General features: G+C 63.2%; 14 protein-coding genes. 1 reads left to right on the forward strand and 13 read right to left on the reverse strand.

The genetic code is table 11. The features are described 5' to 3' along the window. Window positions 1–229 precede the first annotated feature (229 nt). The 5 genes from KCX70_RS11885 to KCX70_RS11905 form a co-directional block, all read right to left on the reverse strand. Window positions 230–1,363 (reverse strand): acyl-CoA dehydrogenase, encoded by a 1,134-nt coding sequence (locus KCX70_RS11885; protein ID WP_212617666.1) that lies wholly within the window; start codon window positions 1,361–1,363, stop codon window positions 230–232. A gap of 9 nt (window positions 1,364–1,372) precedes the next feature. Further along, complete coding sequence (locus KCX70_RS11890) at window positions 1,373–2,560, reverse strand: acetyl-CoA C-acyltransferase (protein ID WP_212617667.1); 1,188 nt, start codon at window positions 2,558–2,560, stop codon at window positions 1,373–1,375. A gap of 13 nt (window positions 2,561–2,573) precedes the next feature. After that, window positions 2,574–3,341 carry an SDR family NAD(P)-dependent oxidoreductase gene (locus KCX70_RS11895; RefSeq protein ID WP_212617668.1) on the reverse strand — a complete coding sequence of 256 codons (768 nt, stop codon included), beginning with the start codon at window positions 3,339–3,341 and terminating at the stop codon, window positions 2,574–2,576. Between the two features lie 577 nt (window positions 3,342–3,918). Further along, window positions 3,919–4,944 carry an AraC family transcriptional regulator gene (locus KCX70_RS11900; protein WP_212617669.1) on the reverse strand — a complete coding sequence of 342 codons (1,026 nt, stop codon included), beginning with the start codon at window positions 4,942–4,944 and terminating at the stop codon, window positions 3,919–3,921. Then, a complete protein-coding gene (locus KCX70_RS11905) occupies window positions 4,941–5,831 on the reverse strand; it encodes a LysR family transcriptional regulator (RefSeq protein ID WP_021206881.1) in 891 nt (296 codons plus the stop codon). The genes KCX70_RS11900 and KCX70_RS11905 overlap by 4 nt, the downstream gene beginning before the upstream one ends. 175 nt (window positions 5,832–6,006) lie before the next feature. Here KCX70_RS11905 and KCX70_RS11910 point away from each other — a divergent pair, with 175 nt between their 5' ends. After that, entirely contained in the window at window positions 6,007–6,783 is a 777-nt protein-coding gene (locus KCX70_RS11910) for an enoyl-CoA hydratase (protein WP_212617670.1), read from the forward strand. A 322-nt stretch (window positions 6,784–7,105) separates the two neighbouring features. Here the strand turns inward: KCX70_RS11910 and KCX70_RS11915 are convergent, their stop codons facing one another. From KCX70_RS11915 to KCX70_RS11950, 8 genes are all read right to left on the reverse strand, one after another. Next, window positions 7,106–8,116 (reverse strand): branched-chain amino acid ABC transporter permease, encoded by a 1,011-nt coding sequence (locus KCX70_RS11915; protein ID WP_212617671.1) that lies wholly within the window; start codon window positions 8,114–8,116, stop codon window positions 7,106–7,108. A gap of 2 nt (window positions 8,117–8,118) precedes the next feature. Continuing rightward, window positions 8,119–9,006, reverse strand: a complete 888-nt coding sequence (locus tag KCX70_RS11920) for a branched-chain amino acid ABC transporter permease (protein WP_021206884.1) — start codon at window positions 9,004–9,006, stop codon at window positions 8,119–8,121. A 69-nt stretch (window positions 9,007–9,075) separates the two neighbouring features. Further along, window positions 9,076–10,290 (reverse strand): ABC transporter substrate-binding protein, encoded by a 1,215-nt coding sequence (locus KCX70_RS11925; RefSeq protein ID WP_212617672.1) that lies wholly within the window; start codon window positions 10,288–10,290, stop codon window positions 9,076–9,078. A gap of 90 nt (window positions 10,291–10,380) precedes the next feature. Beyond that, window positions 10,381–11,097 carry an ABC transporter ATP-binding protein gene (locus tag KCX70_RS11930; protein ID WP_021206886.1) on the reverse strand — a complete coding sequence of 239 codons (717 nt, stop codon included), beginning with the start codon at window positions 11,095–11,097 and terminating at the stop codon, window positions 10,381–10,383. Next, window positions 11,094–11,867 carry an ABC transporter ATP-binding protein gene (locus tag KCX70_RS11935; protein WP_212617673.1) on the reverse strand — a complete coding sequence of 258 codons (774 nt, stop codon included), beginning with the start codon at window positions 11,865–11,867 and terminating at the stop codon, window positions 11,094–11,096. The genes KCX70_RS11930 and KCX70_RS11935 overlap by 4 nt, the downstream gene beginning before the upstream one ends. A gap of 250 nt (window positions 11,868–12,117) precedes the next feature. Beyond that, window positions 12,118–13,383 (reverse strand): OprD family porin, encoded by a 1,266-nt coding sequence (locus tag KCX70_RS11940; protein ID WP_212617674.1) that lies wholly within the window; start codon window positions 13,381–13,383, stop codon window positions 12,118–12,120. 103 nt (window positions 13,384–13,486) lie between these two features. Further along, window positions 13,487–14,080: a peroxidase-related enzyme gene (locus tag KCX70_RS11945; protein WP_212617675.1), complete on the reverse strand. Its 594-nt coding sequence runs from the start codon at window positions 14,078–14,080 to the stop codon at window positions 13,487–13,489. A gap of 66 nt (window positions 14,081–14,146) precedes the next feature. Then, window positions 14,147–15,823 (reverse strand): AMP-binding protein, encoded by a 1,677-nt coding sequence (locus KCX70_RS11950; protein ID WP_212617676.1) that lies wholly within the window; start codon window positions 15,821–15,823, stop codon window positions 14,147–14,149. Window positions 15,824–15,983: the final 160 nt, after the last annotated feature.

Genomic DNA, 15,983 nt, shown 5'->3' on the forward strand with positions numbered 1-15,983 from the left:
TGCCCGCGAACCGCCGCCACGCGGAAACCCAGATCGCAACCAGAGGTTGCTCCTACAAAGAGCAGCCGATTCATTGACTGACAGGCGCACCTCGCCCCTGTAGGAGCGGGCTCTGCCCGCGAACCGCAGCCACGCGGAACCCGAAGTCGCAACCAGAGGTTGCTCCTACAAGAGCAGCCGATTCAGCGACTGAACAAAAGTGCCTCGCCCGGTGATGCGGCTCGGGCAATCACTCGCCCAGATTGCGCGCAATCACCAATCGCTGGATGTCACTGGTGCCTTCGTAGATCTGGCAGACGCGCACGTCGCGGTAGATGCGCTCTACCGGAAAATCTTTGAGATAACCGTAGCCACCCAGCGTCTGGATCGCTGCCGAGCAGACCTTCTCGGCCATTTCGGAGGCGAACAGCTTGGCCATGGATGCTTCAACCAAAGCCGGCTGGCCGGCCTCGCGAAGCGCCGCGGCGTGCAACACCATCTGCCGGGCCACGGCGATCTGCGTCGCCATGTCGGCCAGGCGGAAGGCAACGGCCTGATGTTCGCTGATCGCCTTGCCGAAGGCCTCTCGCTCGCGAGCATAGTCGCGAGCCGCTTCGAACGCTGCTCGCGCCATCCCGACCGCCTGGGCCGCGATGCCGATGCGGCCGCCTTCCAGATTGGCCAGGGCGATGCGGTACCCCTCGCCCTCCTCGCCAAGGCGCTGGGATTCGTGCACACGCATGTCTTCGAACGCCAGTTGGCAGGTGTCCGAGGCATGCTGACCAAGCTTGTCCTCGACACGCACCACCTGGTAGCCGGGCGTGTCGGTGGGCACGATAAAGGCGCTGATGCCGCGCTTGCCGGCGTCCGGGTCGGTCACGGCGAAGACGATTACCGTGCCGGCATGCTGGCCCGAAGTAATGAACTGCTTGGCGCCATTGAGCACATAGTTGTCGCCGTCACGCCGGGCGCGGGTACGCAGGCTGCTGGCGTCGGAGCCGGCATGCGGCTCGGTGAGCGCGAAGGCGCCGATCTGCGCACCACTGGCGAGCGGCGTCAGGTAACGCTGCTTCTGCTCTTCGTTGCCGAAACGCAGGATCGGCACGCAACCGACCGAGTTGTGCACGCTCATGATGGTCGAGCAGGCGCCATCACCCGCGGCGATTTCTTCCAGTGCCAGCGCATAGGCCATGTAGCCGGTCTCGCTGCCGCCCCACTGCTCCGGGCAAAGCATGCCGAAAAAACCGAGTTCAGCCATCTCGGCAATCGCCTCGGCTGGGTAGCGATGTTCACGGTCCCAATCGGCGGCAAACGGCTTGAGGCGTTCCTGGGCGAACTGCCGGGCCATGTCCCGGATGCTGGTTTGGTCTTCGTTGAGCAACATGGCAAATCCTCAGTCGAGCAGCTCGACGGCCACGGCGGTCGCTTCGCCACCACCGATGCAGATGGCCGCGATGCCCTTGCGCAGGCCGCGGTCGCGCAGTGCGGCGATCAGGGTGACCAGGATCCGCGCGCCGGACGCGCCAATGGGATGGCCCAGGGCACAGGCGCCACCATTGACGTTGACCTTGGCGTGATCCAGCCCAAGCTCGCGCATGGTGACCATGCTTACCACGGCAAAGGCTTCGTTGATCTCGAACAGGTCCACCTCGTCGAGACGCCAGCCGGTGCGTTCCAGCAGCTTGTGAATGGCGCCGATAGGCGCGGTGGGGAACAGATTGGGCGCGTCGGCGAACACCGCGTGGCCGTGAATCACTGCCTGGGGTTTCACCCCGAGCTGCTCGGCGTGGAAACGCCGCGTCAATACCAGCGCCGCGGCACCATCGGAAATCGAACTGGAGTTGGCGGCGGTAACGGTGCCACCTTCGCGGAAGGCGGGCTTGAGCGACGGAATCTTCTCCGGCATCGCCTTGGGCGGCTGCTCGTCGTCACGAACGGTCCGCTGCTCGCGACCGTGAGTGATCTCGAGCGGAACGATTTCGCTGGCGAAGCGGCCGCTGGCGATGGCATCGCGGGCACGCTGCAGCGAGGTCAGTGCGTAGGCGTCCTGTTCTTCGCGGCTGAAGCCATGCTGCTGCGCACAGTCTTCGGCGAAGGTGCCCATCAACCGGCCCTTGTCATAGGCGTCTTCCAGGCCGTCGAGGAACATGTGGTCGAGCACCTTGCCATGGCCCATGCGATAGCCACTGCGGGCTTTTTCCAGCAGGTAAGGCGCGTTGGACATGCTTTCCATGCCTCCGGCGACGATCAGGTCGACACTGCCGGCGCGCAACGCATCGTGAGCGAGGATCGCCGCCTGCATGCCCGAGCCGCACATCTTGTTCAGGGTGGTCGACGCGGTCGCCTTGCCCAGTCCAGCCCCAAGCGCGGCCTGACGGGCAGGCGCCTGGCCGAGGCCGGCCGGCAGCACGCAGCCCATCAGCGCTTCCTGCACTTGTTCGGCGGCGACGCCGCTGCGCTCGACTGCTGCGCGAATTGCCGCTGCGCCAAGCTCCGGCGCGCTGAGGCTTTTCAGATCACCCTGAAAACCGCCCATGGGGGTACGGGCGCTGCCCAGGATCACGATGGGATCGTTGTTCATCTGTCTTCTCCGATTATTTCGCAGCCATGCGCAGGGCGCCGTCGAGGCGGATGACCTCGCCATTAAGCATGTCGTTCTCGACGATATGGCGGACCAGGGCAGCGTATTCACTGGCGCGGCCCAACCGTGGCGGGAATGGCACACCGGCAGCCAGCGAGTCGCGGACTTCCTGCGGCATGCCGGCCATCATTGGCGTTTCGAACACGCCGGGTGCGATGGTCATGACGCGGATACCATGGCGCGCCAGTTCACGCGATGCCGGCAGCGTCATGGCGACCACGCCGCCCTTGGACGCCGCATAGGCGGCCTGTCCGATCTGCCCGTCGTAGGCCGCGATGGACGCGGTATTGATGATCACGCCGCGGTTGCCCTGCGCGTCGGCCTCGCCACGGGCAATGGCTTCGGCGGCCAGACGCAGCATGTTGAAGCTGCCGATCAAGTTGAGATTGATCACCTTGCTGAAGCTCGCCAGCCCGTGCGGGCCCTGACGGCCGAGAATCTTTTCGCCGCTGGCGACGCCGGCGCAGTTGACCAGCCCGTGCAGGCCGCCGAATTGCTCGACCGCCGCGTTCACCGCCGCCTGCGCGGCCGCCTCGTCACACACATTGGTGACCACGGCGTAGGCGTTGGCGCCCAGTTCTTCGCTGCGTTCGCTCAGCAATTCAGCGTTGATATCCGCCAGAACGACTTTTGCGCCCGCCGCGACCAGCGCTTCGGCAGCTGCCGCGCCCAGCCCGGATGCACCGCCGGTAATCAGGAAAACCTTGTCTTGAATGTTCACAGCACGACCTCGCGAAGATAGTTGGGACCAGACAGCCGCGTGCTGCTTGATCACCTTGCCTTCATCTTCATCAGACCCAAAGCCGGCGGCAATGGTCGTTGCACGCAATCGCGGTGACTGTTTTGGCCAAATCGCGGCGAGGTCGGTGCGTGCGGCTGAGCGGCTTGGTCAGCTCGACCTCGCTCCCCTCACCCCAGCCCTCTCCCCGGAGGGGCGAGGGAGCTAGATTGGCGTTGTGGCTGAGGGTGGTGGGCCGGCTTGGTCAACTTAGCTTCGCTCCCCTCATCCCGGCCCTCTCCCCGGAGGAGCGAGGGAGTCAGGTCGGTGTTGCGGCTAAGCGCGTGCGGCAGGCTGGGCCCAACAGGAGCAAAAACTAAAGCAAAGAAGAAAACCGGCGGCGACGCGCTTTTTGTGGGAGGCGCGCCCCGCGGCGAAACGGCGTTCGGCCCAACCCAGAAGCCAAAAGCTTCGCCCCGGGTCGGGCCTCCCTCCAAGAAAAAAGCAACGAAGCCCGACGTATTGACGATAGGCCATGCGGCGGATCGGCTACATTGATCTCGCGGTCGGGCCGCTCGATTCACTCATCCGCGCGCAAGATAAGCCCGCGGTACTGGCCTGGGTTGGTCCCGGTCCATTTGCGGAACGCTTTGTAGAAGGAGCTCACATCGGCAAACCCCAGACGCTCCGCGATTTCGGCGAAGGTGATCGAGGCGTCGGCCAGCCACAGCGTGGCCATCTCCTGGCGAATCTGATCCTTGATCGCCTGGTACGGCTGCCCAACTTCGGCGAGGCGCCGGCGCAGGGTCGACGGGGATACGCACAGCGATTGAGCCATGCGATCGCTGGTCGGCCATTGCTCCGCCGGCAATTCGCGCAACAGGGACTTGATGCGGCTGGCAAGGCTGGTCGTATCGCGGTAGCGGACCAGGATATTGGCCGGTGCCTGGGCCAGGAATCCGTGCAGTTCCTGCTCGCTGCGCCGTACCGGTAGATCGAGCACTTCAGCGGCGAAGATGATCCGCGTACTCGGCCGGGAAAAGCGCAGGTTGCGCGAGAACATCACCCGGTAGTCGTCGGTATAGGGCGGCTGTTCGCAGCGCAACTCGACGGCCAGCAGCGGAATGCGCCGGCCGACCAGCCAGCACGCCAGGCCATGCAGCAACATCCAGAACGTGAAGTAACCGAAGGCACGCAGTGGCGCTGCGTCAGCGTTCTCCACAAGCGTCACCTCCGCCAGGCTCTCGCTGCGCTTCAGCTCGCCATGAAAGCCTTCGAAGGTCAGCCCGAAGAAGTCCAGCGCCACCCGCAAAGCGCTGTCGAGCGTCGCTTGCGCCATTGCGGCTCGGCAGACGAAGGCAAAACTGCCGACGCGCATGCGCCGGGCGTCCATGCCGAAGAATTCATCGTCGAAATGCCGCGCCAGGCGTCGCCACAGTTTGCTGTACTCGACGACATCGATCCGGCCATCAGGGTCGTAAAGGTCGATCGGCGCCAGCCCCAGGTGGCGCATCAGCTGTTCAGGGGGCAGCGTTGGCGAGATGAAGGCCAGCAGCGCCTGCTCCACCAGCTGGACGGAAATCGTGCCCTTGCCTTCGCGGTTCATGCGCGCCCCATCATCACGTCATGGGTGTTGGCGGCCACGTCACGCAGGAAATCCCAGCACACCCGCATCCGCGCCAGGTCCTTGTTTTCCACCGGCATCAGCATCCAGAAGGTACGGGTGAACTCGATCTCGTCGACCAGCACTTCCTTCAGCAAGGGCTCCTTGTGCGCAGAGAACGCCGGCAGGATCGCCAGTCCGGCTCCGGCCGCGACCGCCTCCTGCTGCGCCATGATGCTGGTGCTGCGCAGCGAGTGCTGGCGCGGGCGGACTATTTCATCGAGGAAGTACAGCTCCTTGCTGTAGAGCAGATCCTCGATGTAGCTGACGAATACATGGCCCGCCAGGTCCTCCCGGCTGCGGATGGGCGGATGCGCGGCCAGGTAGGCTTCCGACGCGTAGAGCCGCAGCACATAGTCGGTCAGCTTGGTGATCACGTACGGACCGCGCTCGGGGCGTTCCAACGTGATGACGATATCGGCCTCGTGGCGCGCCAGGCGGACTGAACGCGGCACGGCGAGCAGATCCACGCCCAGGTGCGGATAGTCACGGGTCAGATTAGCCAACTGGCCGGCCAGCATCAGGGTGCCGTAGCCTTCGGTGGCACCGATGCGCACCTGACCGGACAGCTTGTCGGCGGTCAGGCTCGGCTGTTCGATGGAGGCGATGGCACTCTCCATGGCCTCGGCCTGGGCGAGCAGTTCGCGTCCGGCCTCGGAGAGCCGATAACCGGCTTTGGCGCGGATGAAGAGTTGCCGGTCCAAGGCTTTCTCCAGCGCTTGCACACGACGCGCCACGGTTGTGTGATCGACGGCCAGCCGCCGTGCGGCGATTGTCAGCTTGCCGGCACGCGCGAGTTCAAGGAAGAAACGCAGATTGTCCCAGTCCACTGCAGGCTCCAGTTCCTTTCGGTTTTCAGTAGGCCATCCACGGGCCTACTGTGCAAAAACACAGAATACCTGTGCATTTCGCACCATGGGTTTACTATTTTTCCGCTGCTAGGCTCGTCTTCGAATCTCGTTTCGCTACAAGGCATCTGTCCCAAACTCAGAACAAGGAACCGACATGAGCCAGAAGATCCAACTCGACATGCGCGGCCACACGGCCCTGCTGACCATTGCCAACCCACCTGCCAATACCTGGGACCGCGAGTCGCTGGCTGCCCTGGAGCAGTTGATCGGCCAGCTCAACGAAGACCCTGAAGTCTATGCGCTGGTCATCACCGGGCAAGGCGAGAAGTTCTTTTCCGCTGGCGCCGACCTCAAGCAGTTCGCAGACGGCGACAAGGCATCGGCCAGCGAAGTCGCCGCCCTCTTCGGCCGCGCCTTCGATGCGCTGACGCGCTTTCGCGGTGTGTCCATCGCCGCCATCAATGGCTATGCCATGGGCGGTGGGCTGGAATGCGCGCTGGCCTGCGACATCCGTATCGCTGAAGAGCAGGCGCAAATGGCGCTGCCCGAAGCCAGCGTCGGCCTGTTGCCGTGCGCCGGCGGGACGCAAAACCTGCCGTGGCTGGTGGGCGAAGGCTGGGCCAAGCGCATGATCCTCTGCGGCGAACGCATCGATGCGCAGCGCGCTGAGAAGATCGGCCTGGTCGAGGAAGTCGTTCCGCGCGGGCAATCGCTGGAGGCGGCGCTCAAGCTGGCCGAAGGCGCCAGCAAGCAAAGCCCCTCGTCGGTCAGCCGCTGCAAACGCCTGGTGATGAACGCGCGCAACGACGACCACACGTCCGGCTGGGCTGCCGAACGCGAACTCTTCGCCGAACTGTTCGATACGCAGGACCAGAAAGAAGGCGTTAACGCCTTCCTGGAAAAACGCAGCCCCAGCTGGAAAAACGCCTGAGCAACAAGGCCCTGCGCGACAGCAGGGCTATCTCACCGCCGAACAGCTTCGCCCCGAGGGCGGGGCTCCCACAACTAATCTGCACCTGTAGCGTTGTGACACCATGACGATCCCGGTGCCCTACCTCGCCGAATGCGCTCACCGCGGCTTACGGAATCCACACCGGCCCGTTTTGGTGGGAGCCGCGCCCCCGCGGCGAATGCAGCCCACTGGGCTGCTCAGGTAGTTCCGCCCCGGGGCAACTCTCCAATCATTGGCGAGCGCTGCTGGGCCGACCGGTCCGGGAGCTCGGACGCCACCGGTCTCCGCCTCCCTCCACCTTCTACTTGAAGTTCCGTTTGATCAGCCGCTCGACCCAGCCGACGATCCCTGCGCGGAACAGCAGTACGCAGGCCACGAAGATTACGCCGAGAATCACATGCACCCACTCGCCCAGCGGACCGTTGGACAGTGAGCTTTGCAGCGTGACCACCACCGTCGCGCCCACGACCGGGCCGAGGATGGTGCCCACTCCGCCGAGCAGCGTCATGAGGATCACTTCGCCGGACATGTGCCAGTGCGCATCGGTCAGCGACGCGAGCTGAAACACCACGGTCTTGGTCGAACCCGCCAGGCCGGTCAGCGCGGCGGAGATGACGAAGGCCAGCAGCTTGTGCGCATCGACGTTGTAACCCAGGGAAATCGCCCGCGGCTCGTTCTCGCGGATCGCCTTGAGCACCTGCCCGTAGGGCGAATGGATGGTGCGCTGGATGATGACGAAACCGAGCACGAACACCGCCAGCACGAAGTAGTACAGGGACAGGTTGCTCTGCATGTCGAACAGCCCCAGCAAGTAACCACGCGGGACGCCCTGCAGGCCGTTCTCGCCGCCGGTAAACGGCGCCTGGACGAAGACGAAGAACATCATCTGTGCCAGCGCCAGGGTGATCATTGCGAAATAGATGCCCTGCCGCCGGATCGCCAGCAGGCCGAACACCAGGCCCAGCACGGTGGAGGCCAGCGTGCCGGCGAGAATGCCCAACTCGGTGCTCAATCCGCTGTAGGTGCTCAACATATAACCCGTGATGTAGCCACCACAGGCGAAGAACGCGGCATGGCCGAACGACAACAGCCCCGCGTAACCCAGCAGCAGGTTGAACGCACAGGCGAACAACGCGAAGCACAGCAGCTTCATCAGGAACACCGGATAGACCATCATCGGCGCCACCAACGCCACGCCGAGCAGCGCCAGATAGAACAGATGCTGACGCCGCCGTGCCGCCTTCCGCCGTTCACGTTCGGCATTGGCACGCACGCTTATCGGAGACGCTTGAACGCTTTGTTGGGTCGTCATCTTCACGCCTCCTTACCAAACAGCCCGGCCGGACGAACCAGCAGGACCAAAACCATGATGACGAAAATCACCGTGTTGGCCGCCTCGGGGTAGAACACCTTGGTCAGCCCCTCGATCAATCCCATGGCCAGGCCTGTGATGATCGCGCCCATGATCGAACCCATGCCGCCGATCACCACCACGGCGAACACCACGATCAGCAGGTTGGATCCCATGCCCGGCGTCACCGCATAGATGGGTGCTGCGAGCACGCCGGCGAACGCCGCCAGCGCGACCCCGTAGCCGTAGGTCAGGGTGATCAGCAGCGGCACGTTGATGCCGAAGGCCTGCATCAGCTTCGGGTTTTCCGTGCCGGCGCGCAGGTACGAACCCAGCCGGGTCCGCTCGATCATGTACCAGGTGACGAAGCACACCGAAAGCGCCGCGACGATGACCCAGCCGCGATATGTCGGCAGGAACATGAAGCCCAGGTTGTGCCCGCCCTTGAGCATCTCGGGCATGGGATAGGACGAACCGGAGACGCCGAACAGCTTGACGAAGCTGCCCTCGACGATCAGCGCCAGACCGAAGGTCAGTAACAGCCCGTACAGGTGATCCTCACCGGCGATGCGCCGCAGCAAGCCACGCTCGATGCCAATGCCGAGCAAACCGACCAGCAAGGGCGAGAGCAGCAATGCGGCCCAGTAGTTGATGCCCAGATAATTGAGCCCGAGGAAGGCCGCGAAGGCGCCCAGCATGTACTGCGCGCCGTGGGCAAAATTGATGATCCGCAGCAACCCGAAAATGATCGCCAGCCCTAGGCTCAGCAAGGCGTAGAACGAGCCGTTGATCAGCCCGAGCAGCAACTGCCCGAGCAATACGCTCAGGGGAACGCCGAAAACGAGAGTCATGATTCACTACCCGGAAAAGTCCGTGACGCCCCGGCCGGCGTTGGCCAGGGATGGCTCGGTGCAGATCGATCAGTTCTGGGTGACCAGCTTGCACTGACTCTCGGCAAGAGGACGGAACGCCTCGTCGCCCGGAATGGTGCGTACGACCTTGTACAGGTCCCATTCACCCTTGGACTCCTCCGGCTTCTTGACCTGGACCAGATACATGTCGTGCACCATGCGGCCGTCCTCGCGGATCTTGCCGTTCTTGGCGAACATGTCGTTGACCGGGGTCTTGGCCATCTCTGCCCGAACGGTCTGGGTGTCGTCGCTGCCGGTGGCCTTCACCGCGTTCAGGTAATGGGTGGTGGCCGAGTAGATACCGGCATGCACCATGGTCGGCATGCTGCCTACTCGCGCTTCGTAACGTTTCGCCCAGGCGCGGGCTTCGTCGTTCATGTCCCAGTACCAGCCCGTAGTCAGCATCAGCCCCTGGGTCACATCCAGGCCCATGGCATGAATATCGTTGAGGAATACGACCATGCCGGCGAGCTTCTGACCGGATTGGGTGACGCCGAACTCGCTGGCGGTCTTTAGCGAATTCACCGTGTCGGCACCGGCGTTGGCGAGGGCGACCACGTCAGCACCCGAGCCCTGCGCCTGCAGGATGTAGGACGAGAAATCGCTGCTCGGGAAAGGATGGCGCACGGTGCCGACGACGCTGCCACCCTCGGCTTCTACGACCTTCTTGATGTCGGCTTCCATCGCGTGCCCGAAGGCGTAGTCGGCGGTGAGGATGAACCAGCTCTTGCCGCCGTCTTTCAGGACTGCATTGGCAGTGCCGTTGGCCAGCGCGAAGGTGTCGTAGGTCCAGTGGATGTGGTTGGGTGAACAGAACTCATTGGTGATGCTCGACGCCGCCGCACCGGAAATCAGCGCCAGCTTGCCGCCCTGCTCCACCACCTTTGCCGCCGCCAGTACCACGGAGCTGGCGACCAGACCGGTCACCATGTCCACGTTGCGCTCGTCGATCCACTGACGGACCGTGTTGGCGCCCACGTCCGGCTTGTTCAGGTCATCTGCATTGAAGGTGACGATCTTCTTGCCGTCGACACTGCCGCCGAAATCCTCGATGGCCATTTTCAGCGCTTCCAGGCCGCCGGGGCCCGACAGATCGCGGTAGGTGCCCGACATGTCGGCGAGATAGCCGATGCGGATTTCATCGTTGCTGATCTCGGCCTGTGCGGTACCGGCGATCATGCTGGAGACGAGAGCGGCGGCTGCGGTTTTCTTGATGATGTTCATAGTCACCCACTGTGATTGTTTTTGTTGTGGCCTTTATTGATATGCACACCGGTACATACTGCGAACCGGCAGTTCCTTCTGACGGGGCCGTCAGACCCCAAGACAGCTATTCAAAAACTCCTTTTTCGAATCCAGTTCGGCAGCGCTGATTTCTTCGATGATCTGCCCGTGTTCCATTACGTAGTGACGGTCGGCCAGCGGCGCGGCGAAGCGGAAGTTCTGCTCCACCAGGACGATGGTCAGGCCGCGCTTCTTCAGCTTGATCAACACCTCGCCGAGCTTCTGCACGATCACCGGAGCCAGGCCTTCGGTGATTTCGTCCAGCAGCAGCAGGTTGGCGCCGGTGCGCAGGATGCGCGCCATGGCGAGCATCTGTTGCTCGCCGCCGGACAGTCGCGTGCCCTGGCTGAAGCGCCGCTCGTAGAGGTTGGGGAACATTTCGTAGAGTTCGTCCAGGCCCATTCCACCGCTGCGCACGGTGGGCGGCAGCAGCAGATTTTCCTCGACGTTGAGGCTGGAGAAGATGCCGCGCTCTTCGGGGCAATACCCGACTCCGAGCCGCGGGATCTGGTGCGCCGGTATGCCCATGGTCTCGTTGCCGTTGACCACGATGGAGCCGGTGCGGCGGCCGACCATGTTCATGATCGCGCGCAACGTGGTGCTGCGACCCGAGCCATTGCGCCCGAGCAATGTCACCAGTTCGCCGCGCCCGACGACCATGTCGACGCCGTGAAGAATGTGCGATTCGCCGTAGAAGGCGTGCAGGTCATCGACCCGAAGCTGGTCGCGGTCGGCCATGGGCGTCATGCGTGAGCCTCCTCTGCGCCGGCTTCGCTGCCCATGTAGGCCTCGCGCACCTCGGGGTTAGCCGAGACGCTGTCGTAGTCGCCTTCGGCCAGGATCGCGCCGCGCGCCAGCACGGTGATCCGGTCACAGAGTCGGCTGACGACGCTGAGGTTGTGCTCGACCATCAGCACCGTGCGGTTTTCCGCGGCGCGGCGCACCAGTGCCACGACCATGTCGACGTCTTCGCCGCCCATGCCCTGGGTCGGCTCGTCGAGCAGCAGCACCACCGGATCCAGCGCCAGGGTGGTCGCCAGCTCCAGCGCGCGCTTGCGGCCGTAGGGCAGCTCGATGGCCAATGTGTGGGCGAAGGACTCCAAGTCCACCTCGGCCAGCAGCTGCATGACGCGGTCGTCGAGCGTGCGCAGGGTCCGCTCGGATTTCCAGAAGTGGAACGAGTTGCCGAGCTTCTGCTGCAGCGCAACGCGAACGTTTTCCATGACGCTCATATGGCCGAACACTGCGGAAATCTGGAACGAGCGCACCAGCCCGAGCCGGGCGATCTCATTGGCTTTCAGCGCGGTGATGGATTGGCCGCGATAGAGGATGTCGCCGCGGGTCGGTGTGAGGAATTTGGTGAGGAGGTTGAAGACGGTGGTCTTGCCGGCGCCGTTGGGGCCGATCAATGCATGGATGTGACCCTTTCGAACACGTAGGTCGACGGAATCAACCGCGGTGAAGCCGCGAAACTCCTTGGTCAGACCGCGCGTTTCCAGCACGAACTCTGGTTCCATGAGGTGCCCTCTAGCCTTTGATTATTGTTGTAGGTACGGCGCAGGTCGCTGGATGACCTTTACGTAAACGATAACAATCGATCGCGACGCGAGGCAAGCGTCGTTTTCAAACGTCCGATTGAGCCCGAGAGCAGGCACGGCGCGGGCTTGAACGGCCTCTCAACGCACGTGAAACATATTGAAAAAAACCGGGCCATAGGGCCCGGTAAAAAGATCAACGAGGAGGTGTTGCGGCAAAAGGCGCCCGGCTTTACCAGAGCGCCAGGGTGTAGCTGAGGATCAGGCGGGTTTCGTTGAGGTCGCTGCCGAAGTTGCTGCGCACCGTGGCGTTGCGCACCTTCATGCCGAAGTTCTTCAGCGGACCGTTCTGCACGACATAGGCGATGTCGGTGTCGCGCTCCCACTCTTCACCTTCGCCGCCGGCGGCCAGGTTGACGTTGTCACCGGACACGTAGCGGGTCATCAGAGTCAGCCCGGGCATGCCCAGGGCGGCGAAATCATAGTCGTAGCGAACCTGCCATGACTTCTCATCTTGGTTGCCGAAGTCATTGATCTGCAATAGGTTGATCAGCATGTTGTCGCCACCGCTGATGTACGCGAAGCCGGTGTCGCCACTCATCTTCTGATAGCCGCCGGTAAAGCCGTGACCACCGATCTTGTAGGTGAACAGTGCGCCGAAGGCATCGTTGTCGACGTTGCTGCCACCGTCATCGGTGGAGCGCACGTAGCGCAGGTCGGTCTTGAAGCTCTGGCTCTCACCCAGCGGCATGATGTGGACCAGTTGCGTGTTGTGCTGCTTGTAGATGCCGTCCAGGCCACCGTAGTAGTAGCTGGCCGTCAGCTCGGGGCTGAACTGGTATTTGCCGCCGGCGAACAGGAATTCGTCGCTGGTCTTGGTACTGCCCAGCACGATGTTGCGCGCACCGCCGTTGAAGACGGCCATCTCCTCGCTGTCCGAGGAGTCGCGATAGCTGATGTCGGTCAGCTTGCCGGCATCGAGCGTCAGGCCTTCGAGCTCCTTGCTCTGTAACCAGGCGCCCTGGTAGGTGTTGGGCAGCAGGCGGCTGTCGTTGCGCATCACCACCGGGATGATCGGCTGTAGCGTGCCGACATGCAGCGTGGTGTTGGACAGCTTCGCCTTGGCGGTCAGGCCTGCCGAGCCGTAGTCGTCCTGGGCGCGCTTGGATTCCCGGTCGCGCTGCAGGATGCCGGTACCGGAGCGATCCGGGCTGGAGTCGAGCTTGATGCCCAGCAAGCCAACGGCGTCGAGGCCGAAGCCGACGGGGCCTTCGGTGTAGCCCGATTCGATCTTCATGATGAAGCCCTGGGCCCATTCATCGGCCTTGGACTGGCTCGCACCGCTCTCGCGGAAGTCGCGGTTCATGTAGAAGTTGCGCAATTCGACGCTGGCCTTGCTGTCGTCGAGAAACGCGGCTGAAGCCATCGTCGAGGTGCCCAGGGCGGACGCCGCAAGGCTGCTGAGAATGAAGAAACGGCTCAGGGGTTTCAGTTGCATAGTCATCTCTCTTGTTATTGTCTTCGTGGATGCAGCTGTGAGCCCGACCTGCTTCTGTCAGGCTCGTGTTTACCGCTTGGTGCGGTAAATCCGTGGCCACCACTTAGCTCGCGGCCGGCCTGGGCACGCGGCCCAGCAAATAGAATTCGTCATTGGGCGGCGTGCGCGCCATCGACACCAGGCGGTTGGACAAACCGAACAACGCGGCAATCGCGCCGATATCCCAGATGTCCCCTTGGGTGAAGCCCAACCCTTCCAGCCGCGCCTGCCAGGCGTCATCCAGCACGCCACGCTGAGCGGCCAGATGCAGGGCGAAATCGAGCATCGCCCGCTGCCGCTCGCTGATCGGCGCGGTGCGGTAGTTGACGGCGATCTGATCGGCGATCAGCGGATCCTTGGCGAGGATGCGCAGGATCGCGCCATGCGCCACGACGCAGTACAAGCAGCCGTGATCGGCACTCACTGCCACTACGATCATCTCCTTCTCGGCCTTGGTCAGGCTGTCGGACTCACGCTCCATCAAAGCATCGTGGTAGGCAAAAAACGCGCGAAATTCATCAGGCCTATGGGCCAACATCAGAAAAACGTTGGGTACGAAGCCCGCCTTCTCCTGCACCGCGACAATGCGCTCGCGGACATCGGCAGGCAGTGAGGCAAGATCGTCGACGAGCGGAAAACGACTGATCGGCTGGGACATGTAGCGCTCCGTAACGTTGATCACCAGATGGCGCGGCCGACTGTTCGCCGGCGCGCCGCGGCTCGGTTAGTCGGCAAGGCCCAGTTCGGCGACGCTGACTTCGCGCATCTTGAACTTCTGCACCTTGCCGCTGATGGTCATGGGGAACTCGTCGACGAACTTGATGTGCTTGGGCGTCTTGAAGTGGGCGATACGGCCCTTGCAGAACGCGCGCAGATCGTCGGCCGTGGCCTGGTGGCTGGGGTGCAGCTTGACCCAGGCGACGATCTCTTCGCCGTAGGTCTTGTCCGGCACGCCGATCACCTGCACGTCGGCCACCGCTGGGTGGGTGAAAAGAAATTCCTCGATCTCGCGCGGATACACGTTCTCGCCGCCGCGAATGATCATGTCCTTGTTGCGTCCGACGATTTTGATATAGCCCTCGTCGTCCATGATCGCGAGGTCGCCGGTGTGCATCCAGCGCGCGCCGTCGATGGCGCTAGCGGTCGCTTCCGGGTTGTTCCAATAGCCCAGCATGACGCTGTAGCCGCGGGTGCAGAGTTCGCCGATCTGCCCGCGCGGCACGATGCGGTTGTGCTCGTCGACGACCTTGCTTTCCAGGTGCGGCTGGGTGCGGCCGACGCTGGTGACGCGGCGCTCGAGGTCGTCATCCGGTCCGGTCTGGGTCGAGACGGGGCTAGTTTCGGTCATGCCGTAGGCGATCTGCATCTCGGCCAGGTGCATGTCGTCGATGACCCGCTTCATTACTTCGATCGGGCAGGTCGAGCCTGCCATGATCCCGGTGCGCAGATTGGACAGGTCCAGCGACTGGCGCTCCGGGTGGTCGAGCATGGCGATGAACATGGTCGGCACGCCGTACATGCCGGTGGCCTTCTCTTCGGCCGCGGCCTGCAGTGCCGCCAGCGGCTCGAAGGCGGCGCTCGGGTAGATCATGGTGGTGCCGTGGGTCACGCAGCCCAGGTTGCCCATGACCATCCCGAAGCAGTGATACAGCGGCACCGGAATCACCAGGCGGTCGTGCTCGGTGAGCTTCAGACTCTCACCGACCATGTAGCCGTTGTTGAGGATGTTGTAGTGACTGAGGGTGGCGCCCTTGGGAAAACCCGTGGTGCCAGAGGTGTACTGGATGTTGATCGGATCGTCGAACTGCAACTGCTCGCTGCATTGGCGCAGCTGCTCGGGGCCGACCTGCTCGGCCATGCCCATCAACCCCTTCCACAACAGCATGCCGTCCACCGGCTTGTCGCACAGGCTGATCACCCCGCGCAGCTCCGGCAGCATGTGGCTGCGCAGCGCGCCGACCGCTGAGCCTTCCAGCTCGGGCAGCAGTTCGTGGAGCATCGCGTGGTAATCGGAGGTCTTGAACGTATCGGCGCAGATCAGCCAACGGCAGCCGGACTGTTTGAGCGCGTACTCGAGTTCATTGAGGCGGTAGGCCGGATTGATGTTCACCAGCACCACGCCGATCTTCGCGGTCGCGAACTGGGTGATGCACCACTGGGCGTTGTTCGGTGACCAGATGCCCACCCTCTCGCCAGGCTGCAAACCTAGCGCAAGCAGCCCGCGTGCGCAGCGGTCCACCTTATCGGCCAGCTGCGCCCAGGTGTAACGCAGGTTCTGATGCCGTACGACCAGGGCCTCACGCTCGGCGAACCGCTCGACTGCCCGGTCGAACGCCGCACCGATGGTCATCGCCAACAGGGGTTTGGTCTGCGGTCCGCAGGTGTAACTCGGAAGACTCATGTCGTAAATCCTCGGTCTTATGTTTGTTATGAGGCCTTGCGGTCCGGGGCCTGCCGATGTGTTGACAGCTGCTCCGGGCTGGGATTACGTTAACGTAAAGGTTACAGCGTGACAACCCACCGCACCCTTCGCCTGAAGTTGCTGTCGGGACGCGGTATCG

The organism is Stutzerimonas stutzeri (assembly GCF_018138085.1).
Lineage (GTDB): Bacteria > Pseudomonadota > Gammaproteobacteria > Pseudomonadales > Pseudomonadaceae > Stutzerimonas > Stutzerimonas stutzeri_AI.